The following is a 16,091-nucleotide window of genomic DNA, read 5'->3' on the forward strand; positions in this document are numbered from 1 at the left end:
TCGCTGAACCCTCTGAAACTGACCTCTCAAGAACAATAACAGTTATGAGGAAGTCATGAAGATACTCAATATTTGCGCCAGCCTTCTCTTCGTTGCGACCACACTCGCCAGTGTCACACAGGCCGCTGACAAGCCTGAAATCAAGGCGAAAGTTGCATTGAAGGAGAGCGTTTCGTGGGACGGGACGCCTTATCAGCCTTACCCCAAGGGGCAGCCGCAACTCTCGATACTGGAAATTACCATTCCTCCCCACACGGCACTGCCTTGGCATCACCATCCCGTTCCTAACGCGGCCTACGTGGTGTCAGGGGAATTGACGATCGAGGACAGGGCGTCGGGGGCACATCATAAGGTGACCGCCGGGCAAGCATTCGCTGAGTCGGTGGGGGCCAGCCATCGCGGCGTAACCGGCGATCAGGCGGCTGTCGTGATAGTGACCTACTCGGGTGTCGAGGGCACCCCTCTCTCTATTCCCGACAAAGGCGAAAAGGCTGAGTTCGAACACGTCGAATAAAACGCTAGGTGGATGGACCGCAAGGCCGATTGTGGGCCTTGCGGTCGTTTCACTCATTCATCTGTCAACATGCTACGGGTTGGCTTAGAACACCTTGATCGGTACGTTGACGATAAGCCTGAGCTCATCAAGATTACCCTCCAGTTGATATTCACTGGCTCGATGGGTGGAATAACTCGTGATCAGACTGATGTTCTTGAAGGTGCCCGATTGCACTGTGTAGCTGGCATTGACGCCCACTTCATAGTGGCTTTCACCCCGTTGCTTGAGTACCGAGTTGTAGATGCCGTTCGGCCCACCGTCGTAATGACTGCCGTCGATGCCCATGCCCTTGATGTACCAGAGCGTAGTCTTGAGACCAGGCAAACCATAAGCGACCCAATCGTTGTTGTAGAACACCCCGATCGAGCGCTCATTGGGGCCGTTGAAGAACGACATCATGGTATTGGGCAGGTTGATGGCATTGGATTCGAAGGGATAATCGAAATATTCGTCGCCCTTGATTTGCTGAAGGCCGATCTTCAGCGAGTGGTTGCGCCACTGGGGCGTGATACTGAGGCCGTAGGCCTGCTGGTCGATATTGCCACCGATTTCGCGACCACTGGACTGGGTGTTATAGGCATCCAATTGAACATCGACGTTAACCGGTCCCCAGTGGGTTTTCATGCCCAGGCCCAGATACTCACGGTCCCAGATATCGTCGAATCGAGAGACATAGGCGCTGCTGCGCCAGCCAGCGTTCGACAAGTAGTCGGCCCCGGCGTAAGCGTTAAAGGCACTGGTGACCAGGGGCGAACCGTAAGTAGGAGTCAAATCCTGGCTTCCGGCCCCGGTACGCGGCGAGCCCTTGTCGAAGTAGCCCGACTTGATCGTCAACCCTTCGACGTCATGACTTTCCAGAGACACGCCATTGAACGTTGAAGGCAACGTACGGGTGTCGGTATAGGACATCATCGGTGTCCTGACTTGCTGCCTGCCCACCTTGAGCAGCGTGTCGGCGAACTTGAACTTCAGCGCTGCAATACCGAGTTTGCTCCAGTCATCGACCACATCGCCGTCCTTGTCCACCAAGATTCGATTACTGCCGCCTGCCGCCGCTGTCCGGCTGCGCTCCAGCGCCACTGCCGAGAAGGTCGAAAGATCCAGCCCAAACCTCACCGGCCCTTCAGTAAAACCGGAGACGAAGTCGAGCCTGACGCCTTGCAGCCAGGCAGTACGGTCGCGCAGCTTGCGTACACCGTCTGGTGTTTGCAGTTTGAAATATGTGGCCTTGTGGCCGACTTCGTGTGAATACCAGTGTCGGGTATTAAGTGTCAGTGAACTGTCCCCCAGAAACCCTTGTTCCTGGGCATGGACCTGAGAAGTAGAAACCGCGGCCGCCAGCGAGCCAGCGGTGAAAAGCGCCAAATTACTTTTGCGATACATAGACTTTGCCTGTTGTTGTTTTTAGGGCAGATCAGAAGAAAGTCGCCGAGTAATCGTTATGAAGATATTGTGCGGGCAGGGCGTGGCCCGACTTGTCCAGCAGGCCGCAAGCGGCTTGCTGGTGGTCGTACAGGTATTGGGTTGTTGGTTCAGTGGCTCGAGCACTTCGGAGTCATCAAACAGCGATGAAGACGCCGCTAAAGCCTGCGCCATCAGTTGAGATAGTCCCCCACCAGTTTCAGCCAGCAGTCGGAGCCGATGCGAATCAGCTCGTCATTGAAGTCGTAGTGGGGGTTATGCACTGAGCAGCCATGAAACTCGCCTTCACCGTTCCCCAGGAAGAAGTAGCAACCGGGGACCTCAGTCAGCATCCACGCGAAGTCTTCTGTCGCCATGATCTTCGCTGTGTGCGGCAATAACTGGCCGGGATTGAATAGCGGCTCCAGGCTTTGGCGCAGCACCTGCGTTTGCGCCGCTGTGTTGACGAGCGCCGGTGCTAGTTGCGTGATTTCCAATTCGATTTCAACGCCGAACATCTGCTCATGGCCTCGAGCGATCTCTGCCAGGCGCTGATTGATTTTGCCTTCGGTCTGCGCTGTATCGGTACGCACGCTGATCAGCATCGATGCCGTGTCGGGAATGATGTTGTAGACGCTGCCGGCCTCGACCATGCCAATGCTGATCACGGCGTGTTCATCAACGCAGAGATTGCGCGATTTCACTGTCTGGATCGCATTGATCAGGCTGGCCAGTACCGGCACCGGATCGACGGCGCGTTCGGGCATTGCGCCATGACCGCCGCGACCTTTAATCAACACTTTCACACGTTCCGAGGAAGCCATGGTGGGGCCGGCCTGGACCACAGCGGTACCCACCGGTATGCCCGGCAAATTGTGCAAGGCAAAGATCGCATCGCAAGGAAAACGTTTGAAAAGACCGTCATCCATCATGGACTTGGCGCCGCCCAGGCCTTCCTCGTCAGGCTGGAAAATCAGATTGAGCGTGCCATTGAAATCAGGCGCTTTAGCGATTCGCCATGCGGCAGCCAGCAGGATAGCGGTATGGCCGTCGTGGCCGCAGCCGTGCATACGTCCCTCGATTCGACTGGCATGTGGGAAGCGGTTTTTCTCCTGCATCGGCAGGGCATCCATGTCGGCACGCAGGCCCAGTCGGCGAGTGCCATTGCCTCGACGCAGTACGCCGACCAAGCCATGCCCACCAATGTTGCGATGAACCTCATAGCCCCATTCTTCGAGCTTGCCCGCCACCAACTCGGCGGTCAGCGGGGTGTGCGCGCCCAGTTCAGGGTTCTGGTGGATATCCCGGCGCAACTGGGTAAAAGCATCCAGGTCAAGTTCGCCAACGGACCGGGTTTGGATTTGGTTCAATGTATTCATCAGGTCACTCCCGACCAGGGTTTTCGGGGAATACAGCCAGGCACGCCAAACTGATGGCGCCGCCGGCGAGCAGGTACAGTGCTGGTGCTTGGGGGTTATCCAAGGCAGCCGTGAGCCAGGTGGCGATCAACGGCGAGAAACCGCCGAACAAGGTGACGCCGAAGCTGTAGCTGACGGCGGTACCCAGGGCGCGACGATTTTTTGGAAAGGCTTCCATGATCAGGGCGAAGAAGGCACCCGACCCGATACATCCAGGTAGCACCAGAATCGCAATGACCAACATCGCTACGAACAAATCGGTGCTCAAACTGAGTAAGTAGAAAGCTGGCCATGCCAGTAGCACCGGCAGGGTGATCGTCCAGGCCAGCAGTTTTTTGCGCAGCCCGTGGCGATCGGCAACGCGTCCGGCCAGAGGCGTGATAACGGCCAGACAAGCACTTGCCACACAAGCGATTGCCAAGGCGCTACGTTGCGGGTAACCCAGGGTGACAGTCAGGTAGGCGGGCAAATAGAAAATGAACAGGTATATGCCGATGGTGGCGCTAGCCATAAGACCGATTGCCAATAGGGTATGGCGCAGGTCTATGTGATCGCGTAGTCGACCATCGCGTTTGGTCGGTTCAGCTTCGTGGGTTTCTGGCAGGCAGCGACGGATGTACCAGCCAAGCGGTCCGATGAGCAACCCGAGCATAAAGGGGATACGCCAACCCCAGCTTTCAAGATCATCTGCGCTCAACGTGCTGTTGAGCAGTAAACCCAGACCGGCCCCAACCAGGGCGGCGTAGCCTTGGCTGGCAGCCTGCCAGCTCACATTTCGACAGCGATTTGCCGTAGCGCTGGACTCCATCAGATAAACCGATGCAGTCCCTATTTCCCCACCTGCAGAAAAGCCCTGCAGGAGCCGGCCAGCCACCAACATCAAGGTGCCGAACAGGCCAATGGTCTGGTAGGAAGGCGCGAAGGCAATCATCGCTGTGCCGAAAGTCATCAAACTGATCGTGAGGCTCAAAGCGGCCTTGCGGCCACGGCGATCGGCAAAGCGACCAATCACAAGAGCGCCCACCGGCCGCATGAGAAAGCCGACGCCAAATGTGGCTAGCGACATCAGCAGCGATGCCATTGCCGACTGTGCGGGGAAGAAGTTCTTTGCAATCACCACGGCGAAGAAGCTGTAGATCGTGAAGTCATACATTTCCAGGGCATTGCCTAGAGCGCAGGCGACGGTGGCTTTCCTGGACCCGATTACGGATGGCGCGGTGGCGCGGGGGAGAGGGGGCGCTTGCAGAGTAGTCATCGATATTTCCTGTGACAGTTTTGTTGTGGGCCGAATATCCGGCAAACACTGTCACCGCGCACTTGCGCTTTTCTTCGATGATTAACCGTTGGTTATGACGTCCAGCAGCCCCAGTGAAACTCGGCGCCAGATCGGTGCGGTTTCGCCCGATTATCGATCACACGCACTGTTTGACGACAGCGACACAGTCGTCATGGCAACCAACACAGGCGGAAAACACAGGGTTTGACTCAATGTTCTTGAGGTTATGGTGGTCGGTCCCAAGGAACAGGGACAGACTTAACCGTTGGGCATATCGTTGCGTTTTTCTTAAGTTTCTCGATTACGGCTACGCTCTAGCGTGAAGCATCCATTGGCTGGTTCTTCGAGAGCACGCTTCTGATCGCGTAGTAAAGGTCTCGTGCCGTTGTGGTCAGCGCGTGGCGATCAATGCAGACCAGATAGATGGGGTAGTCAGGGATGCTTTCTTCGATCATGACCTGCATCAGGTCTTCATTGAGTCCTTTGGGTAACGTGTTTTCCATTCCGGCTTCACTGAGCGTCATGAACGCATCGGCGTGATGTAACAGATCAAGGGCCAACAAGACTGATGAACACTCGGTTATCCGCTGCGGCGGAGGTATCTCGTTGTCTTCAAACATTTGATAGAACTGCGACGAGTGATCGTCTATGGCATCGAGGCTGATCCAGTTTGCAAACTGCAACTGACGCAGCGAATGGGAGTGGCGAAGCGGATTGTTTTTTCGACAGACCACCAGACCCCGCATGCGGCTCAGCGCTTCCCAATCCAGGTTTAGCCTCTGTGTATGCTGCTGCGAAGTAATGGCGAAATCCAGGGTGCCGTCCCTAAGTCGCTGCAGCATCTGGTTGGGGCGCAGATTCACCAGGCGGATGCGTACACGCGGATTCTTGGCCTGGAACCCGGCGATACATTCCCCCAGTCCTTTGAGCACTGAAGTCAGGGACGTGACGCCGATGGTGACTTCACCGACCTGCATATCCTTAATATTTTCAGCCTCCAGTTGCAGCCGTCGCATGCTCTCGACGGTCAACTGTGCATGGCGAATGATGCGACGGCCTTCGTCAGTGAGCGACATCCCCCTGTGGGAGCGCTGCAGTAGAGCCAGGCCCAGCTCGCTCTCCAGATCCTTGATCGATCGGCTGATGGCGGGTTGAGTGACGTGCAGGATCTGCGAGGCCTCGCTGATGCTCCCGGTTTGGTGGATGGCGACCAGTGCCCTGATTTGATGGAGTTTCACGTACTGACAGGTCCTTGCGGTGCGATGAAGATTCAATCGCTTGCATAGTGTCATGCCTGTCACTGCCGCAACAATGCGGTGGCCATCCGAAGAATACCGGAAGCAGGTTCGCTGGTGGACGCTCGTTACTGCAAGGCCCATAAGCCAAAAAGCCAGGAACCGTTTCTCTGGCGTTATCTCCCTTTGCACAAAGCGGATAGCGATATGCGCAAAGCGGATATTGCTGCGCTTACGGTCTCAATACCCTCAACTAGCACTCTGCGTAACAGTGCTTTACATGGCGCGCAACAGTTCTGCCACCACGCCTTGCCTCGTACATAACAAAAATAAGAGCACATCGATGAAGCCGACCATTCATGCAACCCAAACGCTGCTGCCCATGGCTGTCGCCTTGGGTATTTCCAGCCAATTGATGGCCGCCGAAAGCGGTTTTATCAATGATGCCAGCGTTACCTTGCAGGCACGCAATTACTACTTCAGCCGAGACTACTCGGACATTGTCGGCGCTAACCGACAGTCGAAGGCCGAGGAGTGGGCCCAGGGTTTTATCCTCAATGCCAAGTCCGGTTACACCCCAGGGCCGATCGGTGTCGGCGTCGATGTCATCGGCTTACTTGGACTCAAGCTCGACAGCAGCCCGGACCGCGTTAACACGGGCCTGTTGCCGGTGCACGGCGATGGCCGCGCGGCCGATGAATACAGTCGCCTGGAAGGGGCGTTGAAGCTGCGCTACTCGAAGACCGAACTGCGCGTCGGCGAGCTGCAACCCAACTTGCCGGTGCTGGTTTTCAGTGACATCCGTCTGCTGCCGCCCAGTTACCAGGGGGCGAGCATTACTTCCACCGAGGTCAATGGCCTGACGCTGCAAGGCGGCCATCTGAGCTCCACGCACCTGCGCAATGAGGGCGGCGACGAGAAGATGCAAGCCATGCTCGGCTACGTGCCCCAGCGCCAGGTCAGCAGTGACGCCTTCAACTACGGCGGCGGCGACTACGCCTTCAATGAAAAGCGCACCAGCGTCAGTGCCTGGTACGGGCAACTGGAAGACATCTACCATCAAGGCTTTCTGGGCCTGAAACACAGCGAGCCCTTGGGCAGTTGGACCCTGGGCGCCAACCTCGGCTATTTCGACGCAAGGGAGGATGGCAAGAAGCTGCTGGGCAATATCGACAACCAGGCATTTTTCTCCCTGCTGTCGGCCAAGCACGGCGGCCATACCTTCTACATCGGCTACCAGGGCATCTACGGTGAAAGCGCGTTTCCTCGTGTATTCGCCAACATCTCGCCACTGGGTAACGAAGTGCCGACCTATGAATTCGCCTCCACCGACGAGCGTTCCTGGCAGGCGCGCTATGACTACGACTTCGCCGCCCTCGGCGTGCCAGGGCTGACCAGCACCGTGCGCTACATCGCCGGCAACAACGTCGACACCGGCAAAGGCTTCGAAGGCAGGGATCGCGAACGCGACCTGGATCTCGGTTACGTCGTACAGAGTGGCACCCTCGCGGGGCTTGGCATCCGGGTGCGCAATGCCATGGCGCGCTCCAATTACCGCACCGATATCGATGAGAACCGACTGATCCTGAGCTACACCTGGACGTTGCTGTGAGTGACATGGAGAAGAGTATGAACAATAAAATCTGGGCACGATCGGCCCTGGTTGCAGCTGGCAGCGCAGTGGTGCTGCTCGCTGCCGGCAACGGAATGCACCTGATGTTTGCCGGCATCATTGACCTGTTGCTGCTGGCGGCGGCGGTGCTTTATCACCGTCAGCCAGTGCGGGTGGTTGAAGTGCTTGTACAGAGGGAGCCGGACCCGGTGATGTCCAGTGCTCCAGTCCCGCTCGCGTCGCTGCCAGTGGCCGAGCCCGCTTGGCCAGGCGCTCAAGTGAAGTTGGCACTTGAACACTTGATTCAAGTGGTGCTGCAAACTGAAGAAGACATGCGCTTTGCCAACCAGTTGGCACGTGGCGCGGGCGAGCGGGTACAGGCCAGTGCCGTGAGCATGCAGTCTTCGGCAGCCGTGCTTGGAGATCTCGATCAGTATCTGCAGCGCCTGGATCAGGTATTCGATGAGCTAGGCAGCCAGTCGGTACGCATCGGTGCGATTGTCGGCAGCATTCAGGACATCGCCCGGCAGACCAACCTGCTAGCGCTCAATGCGGCGATAGAGGCCGCACGGGCAGGTGATCATGGGCGCGGTTTCGCAGTGGTGGCGGACGAGGTACGCAATCTATCGCGTCAGGCAGCGGACTCCAGTGCGCAGATCCGGCAGATCGCCACTGGTCTTGAAAAATCGGCAGAGGATGCCCGTCAGGGACTTGAGCAGCTTACCGATTCAACGCGTTTGGGCCTGGACAAGGCCGAGGTCGCGTTGCAGTCGATGGGGGAGTTACGCAGTGGTGCGGTCGCCAGGTTGGAAGTGGTCGAGCGCGTAATGCAACGTTTGGCCAGTTTGCATGAGTTGGCACTGCAGGCAACCCGGATAGCGGTTTGAACAAGGGGGCGTCCCGGTATCTCAAACGCCCGAGCACATGCCCATCACCTGGTAGGTAATTTTATGGCTTTCACCCTGGTGGTCGATGTAGACCATCGTCGCCGGCACGACGTCGCATGCAGTCGAGGTATCGGTTACCGAAATGACCTTTGCGATATCCAGGGTTTGAGGTGCCGGGGCCGGATTGCTCTCGGCAGCCATTACGGCAGTTGTGGTCAGGGCCAGCAGTACGCTCAATAAAGTCTTCATGCTTTGTTCTCCGTCGTTGTTTGATGAGTCAATTTTATTCCTCTGCAGATACGGATAAAGAGGGCTGTACTTGATGCAGCGTTACATCAGATGCAACAGTCGTTGCCAAGGGAGAGTTCATGGACTTGCTTAACAGCCTGCGTGTATTTGTGCGTGTAGCCGACGCAGGCAGCTTTACCACCGCCGCACAGGCGCTGGACTTTTCCACGGCACAAGTGTCTCGGCTAGTGGCTGATCTTGAGCAGCACGTGCAGGCACGCCTGCTGCAGCGCACCACTCGCCGTTTGAGTCTGACCGAAGCGGGTGAACGCTTTCTGCTGCGGGCGCGGCAAATTCTGGACGACATGGCCGAGGCCACCGCGGAAGCGCGTGGAGCTCACCTCAAGCCCAGTGGCCGCTTACGTTTGCATTGTTTGAACGGGTTGGGCGTTTTGATGACGCCACTGATTGCCCGCTACTGCGAGCTTTACCCGGACGTGGTTGTTGAATTGACCTTGTCACAGCGCAACCCCGACCCCCTTGAAGACGGACACGACGTGGTCATCTCCATTGCCCAGGAGTTGGAGGATTCACAATTCGTTGCCCAAACGGTAGGACGCATTTTCAGCATGCTTTGCGCATCGCCTGCGTACATTGCGCGTCGGGGCATGCCCACTCACCCGGAACAATTGAATCAACATAGCTGCCTGCGCATGCTTGACCCATTGTACGGCGATGAGTGGGCGTTCCGTGACAAGGAGGGCGAGCATTCAGTGGTGCCCGGCAACACCTTTCAGAGCAACGTACCCGAGGCGATGGTCAATGCGTCGGAGGCCGGGATGGGGATCAGCCTGTTGCCGTTCTACACCGCAACCCGATCGCTGCGCGAGGGCACGTTGCTGCGCCTGCTGGGCGACTACCGGCTCAGGGAGCGAAACGTCTATGCACTCTATCCTTCCAAGCGGTTTCTGGATGCCAAAGTGAAGACCTGGGTGGACTTTCTCAAGGCGGAATTGCCCGGGCTTTTTTCCGGGCATGAGGTCACAGCCAATGATGTTCGGTATTGGGGAGTGGGCTAGCTGATAAGTGCAACATTCTCGGGCGGTGTATTGCTGATTGGCCGACGCGCGGATTCGTTACTGCAAGGCCGATGAGCTAAAAAGCCTGGAGACGTTTTTCTCGCGATACTGTTTGGGCGTCATGAACAGTTTTTCCTGAAACAGTCGGGTCATATGACTTTGGTCCGAGAACCCGCAATCCATGGCCACAGCTTTCAACGGAATATCGCGCACAGTCGACAAGATGCGCTCGGCCTTTTTCAAGCGGCGCGACTGAACGTACTGGTGGGGAGATACGCCATACACCGCCCCGAACACTCGTACAAAGTAGGACGGACTCAGGTCGACGATGGCGGCCATGTCTTTGACCGAAATGGGGCAGGACAGATGTGAATCGATGTATTGCTGAAGCTGGTCGCGTTTGAGGTTTGTCAGGCGAGACGCTTGATCGCTGTCTCTGAGGTCACACCGCACGTACTGACGCAGCAGATGGATGCACATCTGTATTTCCAACGTCTGAGCGAAGATGCTGCTCCCCGGTTCGCCACTCAGGCACTCCATTTCATAGGTCGCCATGAGTCTGGAGAGCTTCGCGTCGTTGACGAGCGGGCAGTGGTCGACAAAAACACCGTCAACATCCTGTTGAAAGACTTCATTGGCGACTTTGGCCATCATGGCTTGCGAAATGTAGATATGACTGACTTCGATATCGTTCATCCAGTACCACCTGGATGATTCGCCTCGGGTCAAAATGGTGACATCGTTATCGCCAACGGACCATTTTTGCCATTGCTTGCCATCGTGGAAGCCCAGATTTGACGTGCCCGATTTCCATTTCACCAACTCGTAATCGCGCATGCACGGGATGCTGACTTCGGTTTTGTCAAAGCGGTAGCCCCGAATCGACACGCCGTTATCAGACGCGCTCTCAACGGTTCCCTTGATCGTTACTTCACCAGGGATAACGTCCAGCATTTTTTCTGGCGTTAGCAGGATGGCACTCATCACAACTCCCTTTTTATTTGTATTGGCTGTGGAGTTTTATCGGCTTTTGAACGTTGAAGGCATTGAGAGCACAGATTTAAAAATTAACACATCCTTCAAATTTGTACGCAAAACAGGCTTGCCATCGATCGGGGGAATTTCCACCGCTCGTCTGGCAAGCCTTTTCTTACTGCGCCTGGATTTCGTGGTCACCCGGCCCGGTCAAGTGCGGTCGCCAGCGGCGCAGGTGAGTGTGACGCTCATAGGCTTGCGATGAGGGGTAAGTCACCAATTCAATTGTGCTTCCCCAAGGGGTGCGGGTGTACACGTAGCGATTACCTGGTCCGGCGTCACCACCCGGGAGGTCGCCTGGTCGGCTGAGCAGAACCCCGCCGGCCTTCTCGAGGCGATTGGCAGCGGCATCGATATCGTCAACGTAAATGCAGATGTGCTGAATACCAAAGTCGCTCGGAACAATCGGCTGCAACTGCTGGACGCCAGTGTAGGAAAACAGCTCCAGGTTGGGGCCGTTGCCCAGACGCAGCATCCGGATTGAGGCAATCACTGCACCGGGCGGAATGCCGAGTCCCGCTTCTACCTCAGGCCCTCCCAGGGGCGCGTCGAGCATGTCGTAAAGTTTCTCGGCACCAAAGGCATCGATGAAGAATCGGGTTGCCGCTTCCATATCGGGAACGGTGATGCCTACGTGTTCAATTGCACGAACATTCATGACAACTCTCCTATTTTCGCCGCTGCCCAGAAACCGGATTGGGTCGCCTCATACATCCGCCCACCACGGGACCTTGTACCGATGCTGTGAACGCGAATGTCATCGACCGACTCCTCCAGAACCGTTGAAGGCGCACGGGCAGTCGCCATTACTACGTAACCATCATCAGGCACCTTTGCTGCAGTGTTGATCGATACGTCCAGATGTTTGAGAAGGCCGGCGAGATGCTCGCGCTGCATATCATTGGTGTCGATACCCACGCTATCCGCGGGTGAAACAAGGCTGACCTTTTTGCCTTGCTCCGCCAGCCACAGGGCAGCGAACATTGCCGCCTCGGTTTCACCAAATACGGTGACCTCGTCCGTCACAGGCAAATTGGCGCTTGCCAGCATATCGGCCACATCCGGGCCGCGATCCTGCGCAACGGTACCGGTCGCAAGCAGTACGGTGTCCCATGGGCTCAGGTCCAAGTCAGCTGCATCGGTATTGAGATGAACGTCGACGCCTACGCGTTCGAGTTCGCTCTCGTAAAACGCAATCATGTTCTTGACCTCCATGCGAAACGGGCTCGCGGCTGCCCACGCATGGAGCTGGCCGCCGATGCGATCCGCTCTCTCGACCAACCTCACACTATGTCCACGCTCGGCAGCCAGTATTGCGGCCTCACAACCGGCCGGTCCGCCACCGACAATCAATACTCGCTCCTGTCTGGAAGCAGGGCGGCGAGCATCACTTGCGCGACGCTCCTGTCCGAGGGTCGGATTGATCACGCACTGGGTGCCTTTGCCGTTGAACATCCACCGCGAGATGCATTCATTGACCGCCAGGCAGCGGCGGACGCTTTGCGGTTGCCCGCGCCGTGTCTTGTTGACTGTTTCGGGGTCCGCCAGACCCGATCGACCCAAGGCCACAAAGTCGAGTTCGCCGTCAGACACCGCTTGTGCCATCTCGTCGAACAGCCAGGTGAGCCGACCAACACCGATCACCGGGATGGAGACACGCTGTTTCACCAGCTTGGCGTAGTTGACTAATGATCCTGGCGGGACCATCGGCAGCAACGTCATTGCGGTGTCGTAGTTCCCGGCACTGACATCCAGGGCGTCAACGTAAGGCTCGAGCATTTCGCAAAAGGCCAGGCCATCTTCCAGTGAGAGGCCGCCCTCGTAAGGCTCCATCACGCTGAGCCGATACAGGATCGGATAATCCGCACCGACCTGTTCACGGATCCCACGCACGACGTCGAGGGCGAAACGGGCACGGTTTTCCAGGGATCCGCCCCAGCGGTCAGTGCGTTTGTTTGTGAAAGGAGAGAGAAACTGGCCGAGCAGATAGCCATGTGCACCGTGCAGCTCAACGGCATCAAAGCCTGCGGCCACCGCACGTCGGGCACCCTGGACATACTTATCGATCAGTCCTGGTATTTCATTTTCTTCAATTGCACGCGGTGGGGTACCGAATGCGCTGGTGATACCGGCTGTCGGTGCCAGTGGTGGCTCGTTGCGCTCTGTGTTGCTTTGGGAGTTCTGGCGCCCGGTATGGTGCAGCTGCACGGCAATCTTCGCGCCTTCACCGTGGACCGCGTCGACCAGGTTGCTGAGTGCGCCAATGAACCTGTCATGGTCGATTCGCATCGGGTGACCCGCGGTGCGACCGACCTCCCAATCGATAGAGGTATTCTCGGTGATGATCAGACCAACGCCGCCTCGGGCGCGGGCTCTATGGTATTCGAGGAGCTTATCGTCAACCTCACCGAAGGTGCTGGCGAACTGAGTGAAGATCGGTGCTTGCACGAAGCGATTGCGCAACTGCAAGGTGCCAATACGTCCGGGTTGGTAAAGCGCCGCGGCAGGGCCGTCTGAAATCACAAGGTTTCGGATGTCTGGGTGTGCCATTGCCATCTCCTCATTATTTTTTTTGTTTGAGGTTCAAGCATGGAATGAGTGCCGGCATGAGTATTGAACATTCATGTCGAGGCGTTGAAGAATCCTGCCTTGGCGGCGTAGCGGTACTTGTTCAGGTGGTTTAATCCGAAAACAACTCGAACATCAGTTGGCGAAGCCAACGATTGGCGGGGTCTTTGTTATAGCGTGCGTGCCAGAACAGGTTGATTTCGATGTTCGGCAGTTCCACAGGCGTCGGTAGAACCGCGAGGCCAAAGGGTTGTTCGCAACTGCTGGCGAATCGTTCAGGCACTGTCGCCACTAAGTTGGTGCGTTGAAGGATGTGGCCAACTGCAACGAAATGGGGGACCTCCAGGCGTATGTTTCGCTCAATACCGGCCCGCGCCAGAAACGTATCAACTTCGCCGTGCCCCGTGTTCGCCGCCACCACGCGAACGTGCTCATAACTGCAAAAACGCTCAAGCGTTAACGGTTCCCGGGTAGCGGGGTGGTCCTTACGGCACATGCAGACATAGCGATGGTGGAACAGGCGCTGCTGAAAAAAACCGGCTTGCAGGAGTGGCAGTAATCCAACGGCGAGGTCGATCGCACCGTTTTGCAACCCTTCGGCCAGGGTATCGGAAGTGTTGCGCAGTGTACTGATCGAGCACCCCGGGGCGCGTTCAGCCAGCGCGTCCATCAGCCGTGGCATGAAGTAGATTTCGCCAATATCGGTCATTGCCATGGTAAATCTGCGATTGCTGTTGAGCGGGTCGAACGTGTCCTGTCGGCTCAGTGCGTCGCGTAAGGTCTGAATGGCCATTGCGACGGGTTCGGCCAACTGCCGAGCATAAGGCGTGGGCTCCATTCCCTGATAAGTGCGCACGAAAAGCTCGTCGTTCAAGGCGACACGCAGGCGTTTCAACGCGTTGCTGACAGCGGGCTGGGTCAGGTCGAGATTATCCGCCGCGGTCGATACCCGACGGTCAACCAGCAGTTGGTTAAATACCAGCAGAAGATTGAGGTCAAGCTCACGTAATTCCATAACGCCTCGTGCAGATTGCGTGCTCATGAGGGCGATAGATCTTTGCCCGTTATTGGGTCTGAACCGCTCTAAATTCGCCGCTGCAAGGGTCCCAAGCCTAACAAGCGCCTACCATCGCGTCCATTGAGAGATATTCGGGCCTTTTGCTTAGTCTCGAGCTTTATTCACGTTCGAAATAATGAGTATTCGCCTGGCTGCATTTATCCCGCTTGTTGGTTTGCCCATGATCGAATCCATGCTCGGTTCTGAACGCTCCGCGTCCATTGGGCAGCTCGCAATTTTCCGGAGGCGTCAGATCCTCCGGCTCTATAACAATGACAAGAAGAGCGAAGCCATGCGTACGATAGATGTGTCAGCCCTGATTGACGGGGCACGGTTCAATGCCTTCCATGCGCGCGTACTGTTCTGGTGCGCGCTGATCATCATTTTCGACGGATACGATCTGGTCATCTATGGGGTTGTGCTGCCCTCATTGATGTCCGAGTGGGGCCTCAGTTCGTTGCAGGCTGGTGCGCTGGGCAGTTGCGCGCTGGTGGGCATGATGCTGGGGGCGTTGTTTTTCGGTTCACTGTCCGATCGTATAGGTCGACGTAAAACCATCATGATGTGTGTCGCCATCTTCAGTGGCGTCACAGCGATCAACGGATTGGCGCAGAGCCCAGAGGCGTTTGCGTTGTGCCGGTTTATCGCCGGTCTTGGGATCGGTGGGGTGATGCCCAACGTTGTGGCGTTGATGAACGAGTACGCGCCAAAGAAATCCCGTAGCACCCTGGTGGCGATCATGTTCAGCGGCTACTCGTTGGGCGGAATGCTATCGGCGGGCCTGGGCATGGTGCTCATCCCGCAATGGGGATGGCAAGCCGTGTTCTATGTAGCGCTGATACCTCTGTTGGCCTTGCCTTTTTTAATACGCCAACTGCCGGAGTCGATGGATTTTCTACTGCGCACCGGGCAGTCCGTGAAGGCTCAAAATCTATTGGCACAAGCCGAGCCGTCTTACGTACCCACTCCCAATGACCAGTTGAACCAGATGGTCGCCAAAGGCACGAAAGTATCGATTGCGCAGCTGTTCCAGGACGGGCGCAAGGTGAACACTTTCATGCTGTGGCTGGCGTTTTTCTGTTGTTTGCTGATGGTTTACGCACTGAGTTCCTGGCTGCCGAAACTCATGACGGCCGCAGGCTACGGATTGAACTCCAGTCTGGCGTTTCTGCTGGCGTTAAACGTCGGCGCGATAATTGGCGCGGTGGCTGGTGGGTGGCTGGGGGACCGTATTGGGATCGCCAAGGTCTTGTTCGCGTTTTTCAGTTGCGGAGCGTTAGCCCTTAGCCTGTTGGCGCTCAAGGCGCCGTTACCCGTTCTTTATCTGCTCATCGCCATTGCAGGGGCGTGCACCATTGGTACGCAGATCCTGGCCAACGCCTGCACGGTGCAGTATTACCCCGCGCACATCAGGTCTACCGGGCTTGGTTGGGCGATGGGTATCGGGCGAACCGGTGCCATTATCGGTCCGCTGCTGGGTGGGGCACTGCACGCTTCGTCACTACCACTGCAGGCCAGCTTTCTCATCTTCGCCATACCAGGATTGATAGGGGCCATCGCCATTATGGTGTTTCTGATTCAGAAGGCTCCTGGCCGCCAGGCTGCTTTATCCCGGCAACCCGCGCAGTAACTTTTGCAGATAAAGACGAGCCCGGGGGAGGGCTCATCTGACCGATGCCTGTTCGACCTGAAGAATAATATTCACACCCATGATGGGATGTATGGGAGTTGCGGTATTT

General features: G+C 56.8%; 13 protein-coding genes and 1 pseudogene. 5 read left to right on the top strand and 9 right to left on the bottom strand.

Features of this window, described 5'->3' with window-relative positions:
* Nucleotides 1-55 precede the first annotated feature (55 nt).
* Complete coding sequence (locus tag ACYZT7_RS16510; protein ID WP_458961943.1) at nt 56-514, top strand: cupin domain-containing protein; 459 nt, start codon at nt 56-58, stop codon at nt 512-514.
* Between the two features lie 84 nt (nt 515-598).
* Here ACYZT7_RS16510 and ACYZT7_RS16515 read toward each other — a convergent pair whose 3' ends face one another.
* From ACYZT7_RS16515 to ACYZT7_RS16530, 4 genes are all read right to left on the bottom strand, one after another.
* Entirely contained in the window at nt 599-1,939 is a 1,341-nt protein-coding gene (locus ACYZT7_RS16515) for an OprD family outer membrane porin (RefSeq protein WP_462037418.1), read from the bottom strand.
* Nucleotides 1,940-2,151: 212 nt separating this feature from the next.
* On the bottom strand, nt 2,152-3,336 hold the full coding sequence (locus ACYZT7_RS16520) for a M20 aminoacylase family protein (RefSeq protein WP_462037419.1): 1,185 nt from the start codon (nt 3,334-3,336) through the stop codon (nt 2,152-2,154).
* A 4-nt stretch (nt 3,337-3,340) separates the two neighbouring features.
* A complete protein-coding gene (locus ACYZT7_RS16525) occupies nt 3,341-4,630 on the bottom strand; it encodes an MFS transporter (protein ID WP_462037420.1) in 1,290 nt (429 codons plus the stop codon).
* A gap of 335 nt (nt 4,631-4,965) precedes the next feature.
* The gene (locus ACYZT7_RS16530; RefSeq protein WP_462037421.1) at nt 4,966-5,889 is read right to left on the bottom strand and encodes a LysR family transcriptional regulator; all 924 of its coding nucleotides are present in this window, start codon (nt 5,887-5,889) and stop codon (nt 4,966-4,968) included.
* 340 nt (nt 5,890-6,229) lie between these two features.
* On the opposite strand from ACYZT7_RS16530, the gene ACYZT7_RS16535 reads away from it, so the two are divergent.
* Together ACYZT7_RS16535 and ACYZT7_RS16540 are read left to right on the top strand one after the other, a co-directional pair.
* A complete protein-coding gene (locus ACYZT7_RS16535; RefSeq protein ID WP_462037422.1) occupies nt 6,230-7,498 on the top strand; it encodes an OprD family porin in 1,269 nt (422 codons plus the stop codon).
* A 494-nt stretch (nt 7,499-7,992) separates the two neighbouring features.
* Nucleotides 7,993-8,385, top strand: a pseudogene (locus ACYZT7_RS16540) (methyl-accepting chemotaxis protein); the annotation flags it as partial.
* A 21-nt stretch (nt 8,386-8,406) separates the two neighbouring features.
* Here the strand turns inward: ACYZT7_RS16540 and ACYZT7_RS16545 are convergent.
* Entirely contained in the window at nt 8,407-8,634 is a 228-nt protein-coding gene (locus tag ACYZT7_RS16545; protein ID WP_462037423.1) for a DUF2790 domain-containing protein, read from the bottom strand.
* 119 nt (nt 8,635-8,753) lie between these two features.
* Here ACYZT7_RS16545 and ACYZT7_RS16550 point away from each other — a divergent pair, with 119 nt between their 5' ends.
* Complete coding sequence (locus tag ACYZT7_RS16550) at nt 8,754-9,692, top strand: LysR family transcriptional regulator (protein WP_462037424.1); 939 nt, start codon at nt 8,754-8,756, stop codon at nt 9,690-9,692.
* 57 nt (nt 9,693-9,749) lie between these two features.
* Here the strand turns inward: ACYZT7_RS16550 and ACYZT7_RS16555 are convergent, their stop codons facing one another.
* From ACYZT7_RS16555 to ACYZT7_RS16570, 4 genes are all read right to left on the bottom strand, one after another.
* Nucleotides 9,750-10,676 carry an AraC family transcriptional regulator gene (locus ACYZT7_RS16555; protein ID WP_462037425.1) on the bottom strand — a complete coding sequence of 309 codons (927 nt, stop codon included), beginning with the start codon at nt 10,674-10,676 and terminating at the stop codon, nt 9,750-9,752.
* Between the two features lie 166 nt (nt 10,677-10,842).
* The gene (locus ACYZT7_RS16560; protein WP_462037426.1) at nt 10,843-11,385 is read right to left on the bottom strand and encodes a VOC family protein; all 543 of its coding nucleotides are present in this window, start codon (nt 11,383-11,385) and stop codon (nt 10,843-10,845) included.
* Entirely contained in the window at nt 11,382-13,277 is a 1,896-nt protein-coding gene (locus ACYZT7_RS16565; RefSeq protein WP_462037427.1) for an oxidoreductase, read from the bottom strand. The genes ACYZT7_RS16560 and ACYZT7_RS16565 overlap by 4 nt, the downstream gene beginning before the upstream one ends.
* A 130-nt stretch (nt 13,278-13,407) precedes the next feature.
* Complete coding sequence (locus ACYZT7_RS16570) at nt 13,408-14,310, bottom strand: LysR family transcriptional regulator (protein WP_462037428.1); 903 nt, start codon at nt 14,308-14,310, stop codon at nt 13,408-13,410.
* A 334-nt stretch (nt 14,311-14,644) separates the two neighbouring features.
* On the opposite strand from ACYZT7_RS16570, the gene ACYZT7_RS16575 reads away from it, so the two are divergent.
* On the top strand, nt 14,645-15,982 hold the full coding sequence (locus tag ACYZT7_RS16575) for an MFS transporter (protein WP_462041807.1): 1,338 nt from the start codon (nt 14,645-14,647) through the stop codon (nt 15,980-15,982).
* Nucleotides 15,983-16,091: the final 109 nt, after the last annotated feature.

The organism is Pseudomonas sp. RT4P38 (assembly GCF_054897765.1).

What these genes read in the sequence shown, in the direction of transcription:
- ACYZT7_RS16545 (WP_462037423.1), bottom strand. Translation starts at nt 8,634, where the DNA reads ATGAAGACTTTATTGAGCGTACTGCTGGCCCTGACCACAACTGCCGTA.
- ACYZT7_RS16520 (WP_462037419.1), bottom strand. Translation starts at nt 3,336, where the DNA reads ATGAATACATTGAACCAAATCCAAACCCGGTCCGTTGGCGAACTTGAC.
- ACYZT7_RS16575 (WP_462041807.1), top strand. Translation starts at nt 14,645, where the DNA reads ATGCGTACGATAGATGTGTCAGCCCTGATTGACGGGGCACGGTTCAAT.
- ACYZT7_RS16535 (WP_462037422.1), top strand. Translation starts at nt 6,230, where the DNA reads ATGAAGCCGACCATTCATGCAACCCAAACGCTGCTGCCCATGGCTGTC.
- ACYZT7_RS16565 (WP_462037427.1), bottom strand. Translation starts at nt 13,277, where the DNA reads ATGGCACACCCAGACATCCGAAACCTTGTGATTTCAGACGGCCCTGCC.
- ACYZT7_RS16560 (WP_462037426.1), bottom strand. Translation starts at nt 11,385, where the DNA reads ATGAATGTTCGTGCAATTGAACACGTAGGCATCACCGTTCCCGATATG.
- ACYZT7_RS16550 (WP_462037424.1), top strand. Translation starts at nt 8,754, where the DNA reads ATGGACTTGCTTAACAGCCTGCGTGTATTTGTGCGTGTAGCCGACGCA.
- ACYZT7_RS16515 (WP_462037418.1), bottom strand. Translation starts at nt 1,939, where the DNA reads ATGTATCGCAAAAGTAATTTGGCGCTTTTCACCGCTGGCTCGCTGGCG.
- ACYZT7_RS16510 (WP_458961943.1), top strand. Translation starts at nt 56, where the DNA reads ATGAAGATACTCAATATTTGCGCCAGCCTTCTCTTCGTTGCGACCACA.
- ACYZT7_RS16525 (WP_462037420.1), bottom strand. Translation starts at nt 4,630, where the DNA reads ATGACTACTCTGCAAGCGCCCCCTCTCCCCCGCGCCACCGCGCCATCC.
- ACYZT7_RS16555 (WP_462037425.1), bottom strand. Translation starts at nt 10,676, where the DNA reads ATGAGTGCCATCCTGCTAACGCCAGAAAAAATGCTGGACGTTATCCCT.
- ACYZT7_RS16570 (WP_462037428.1), bottom strand. Translation starts at nt 14,310, where the DNA reads ATGGAATTACGTGAGCTTGACCTCAATCTTCTGCTGGTATTTAACCAA.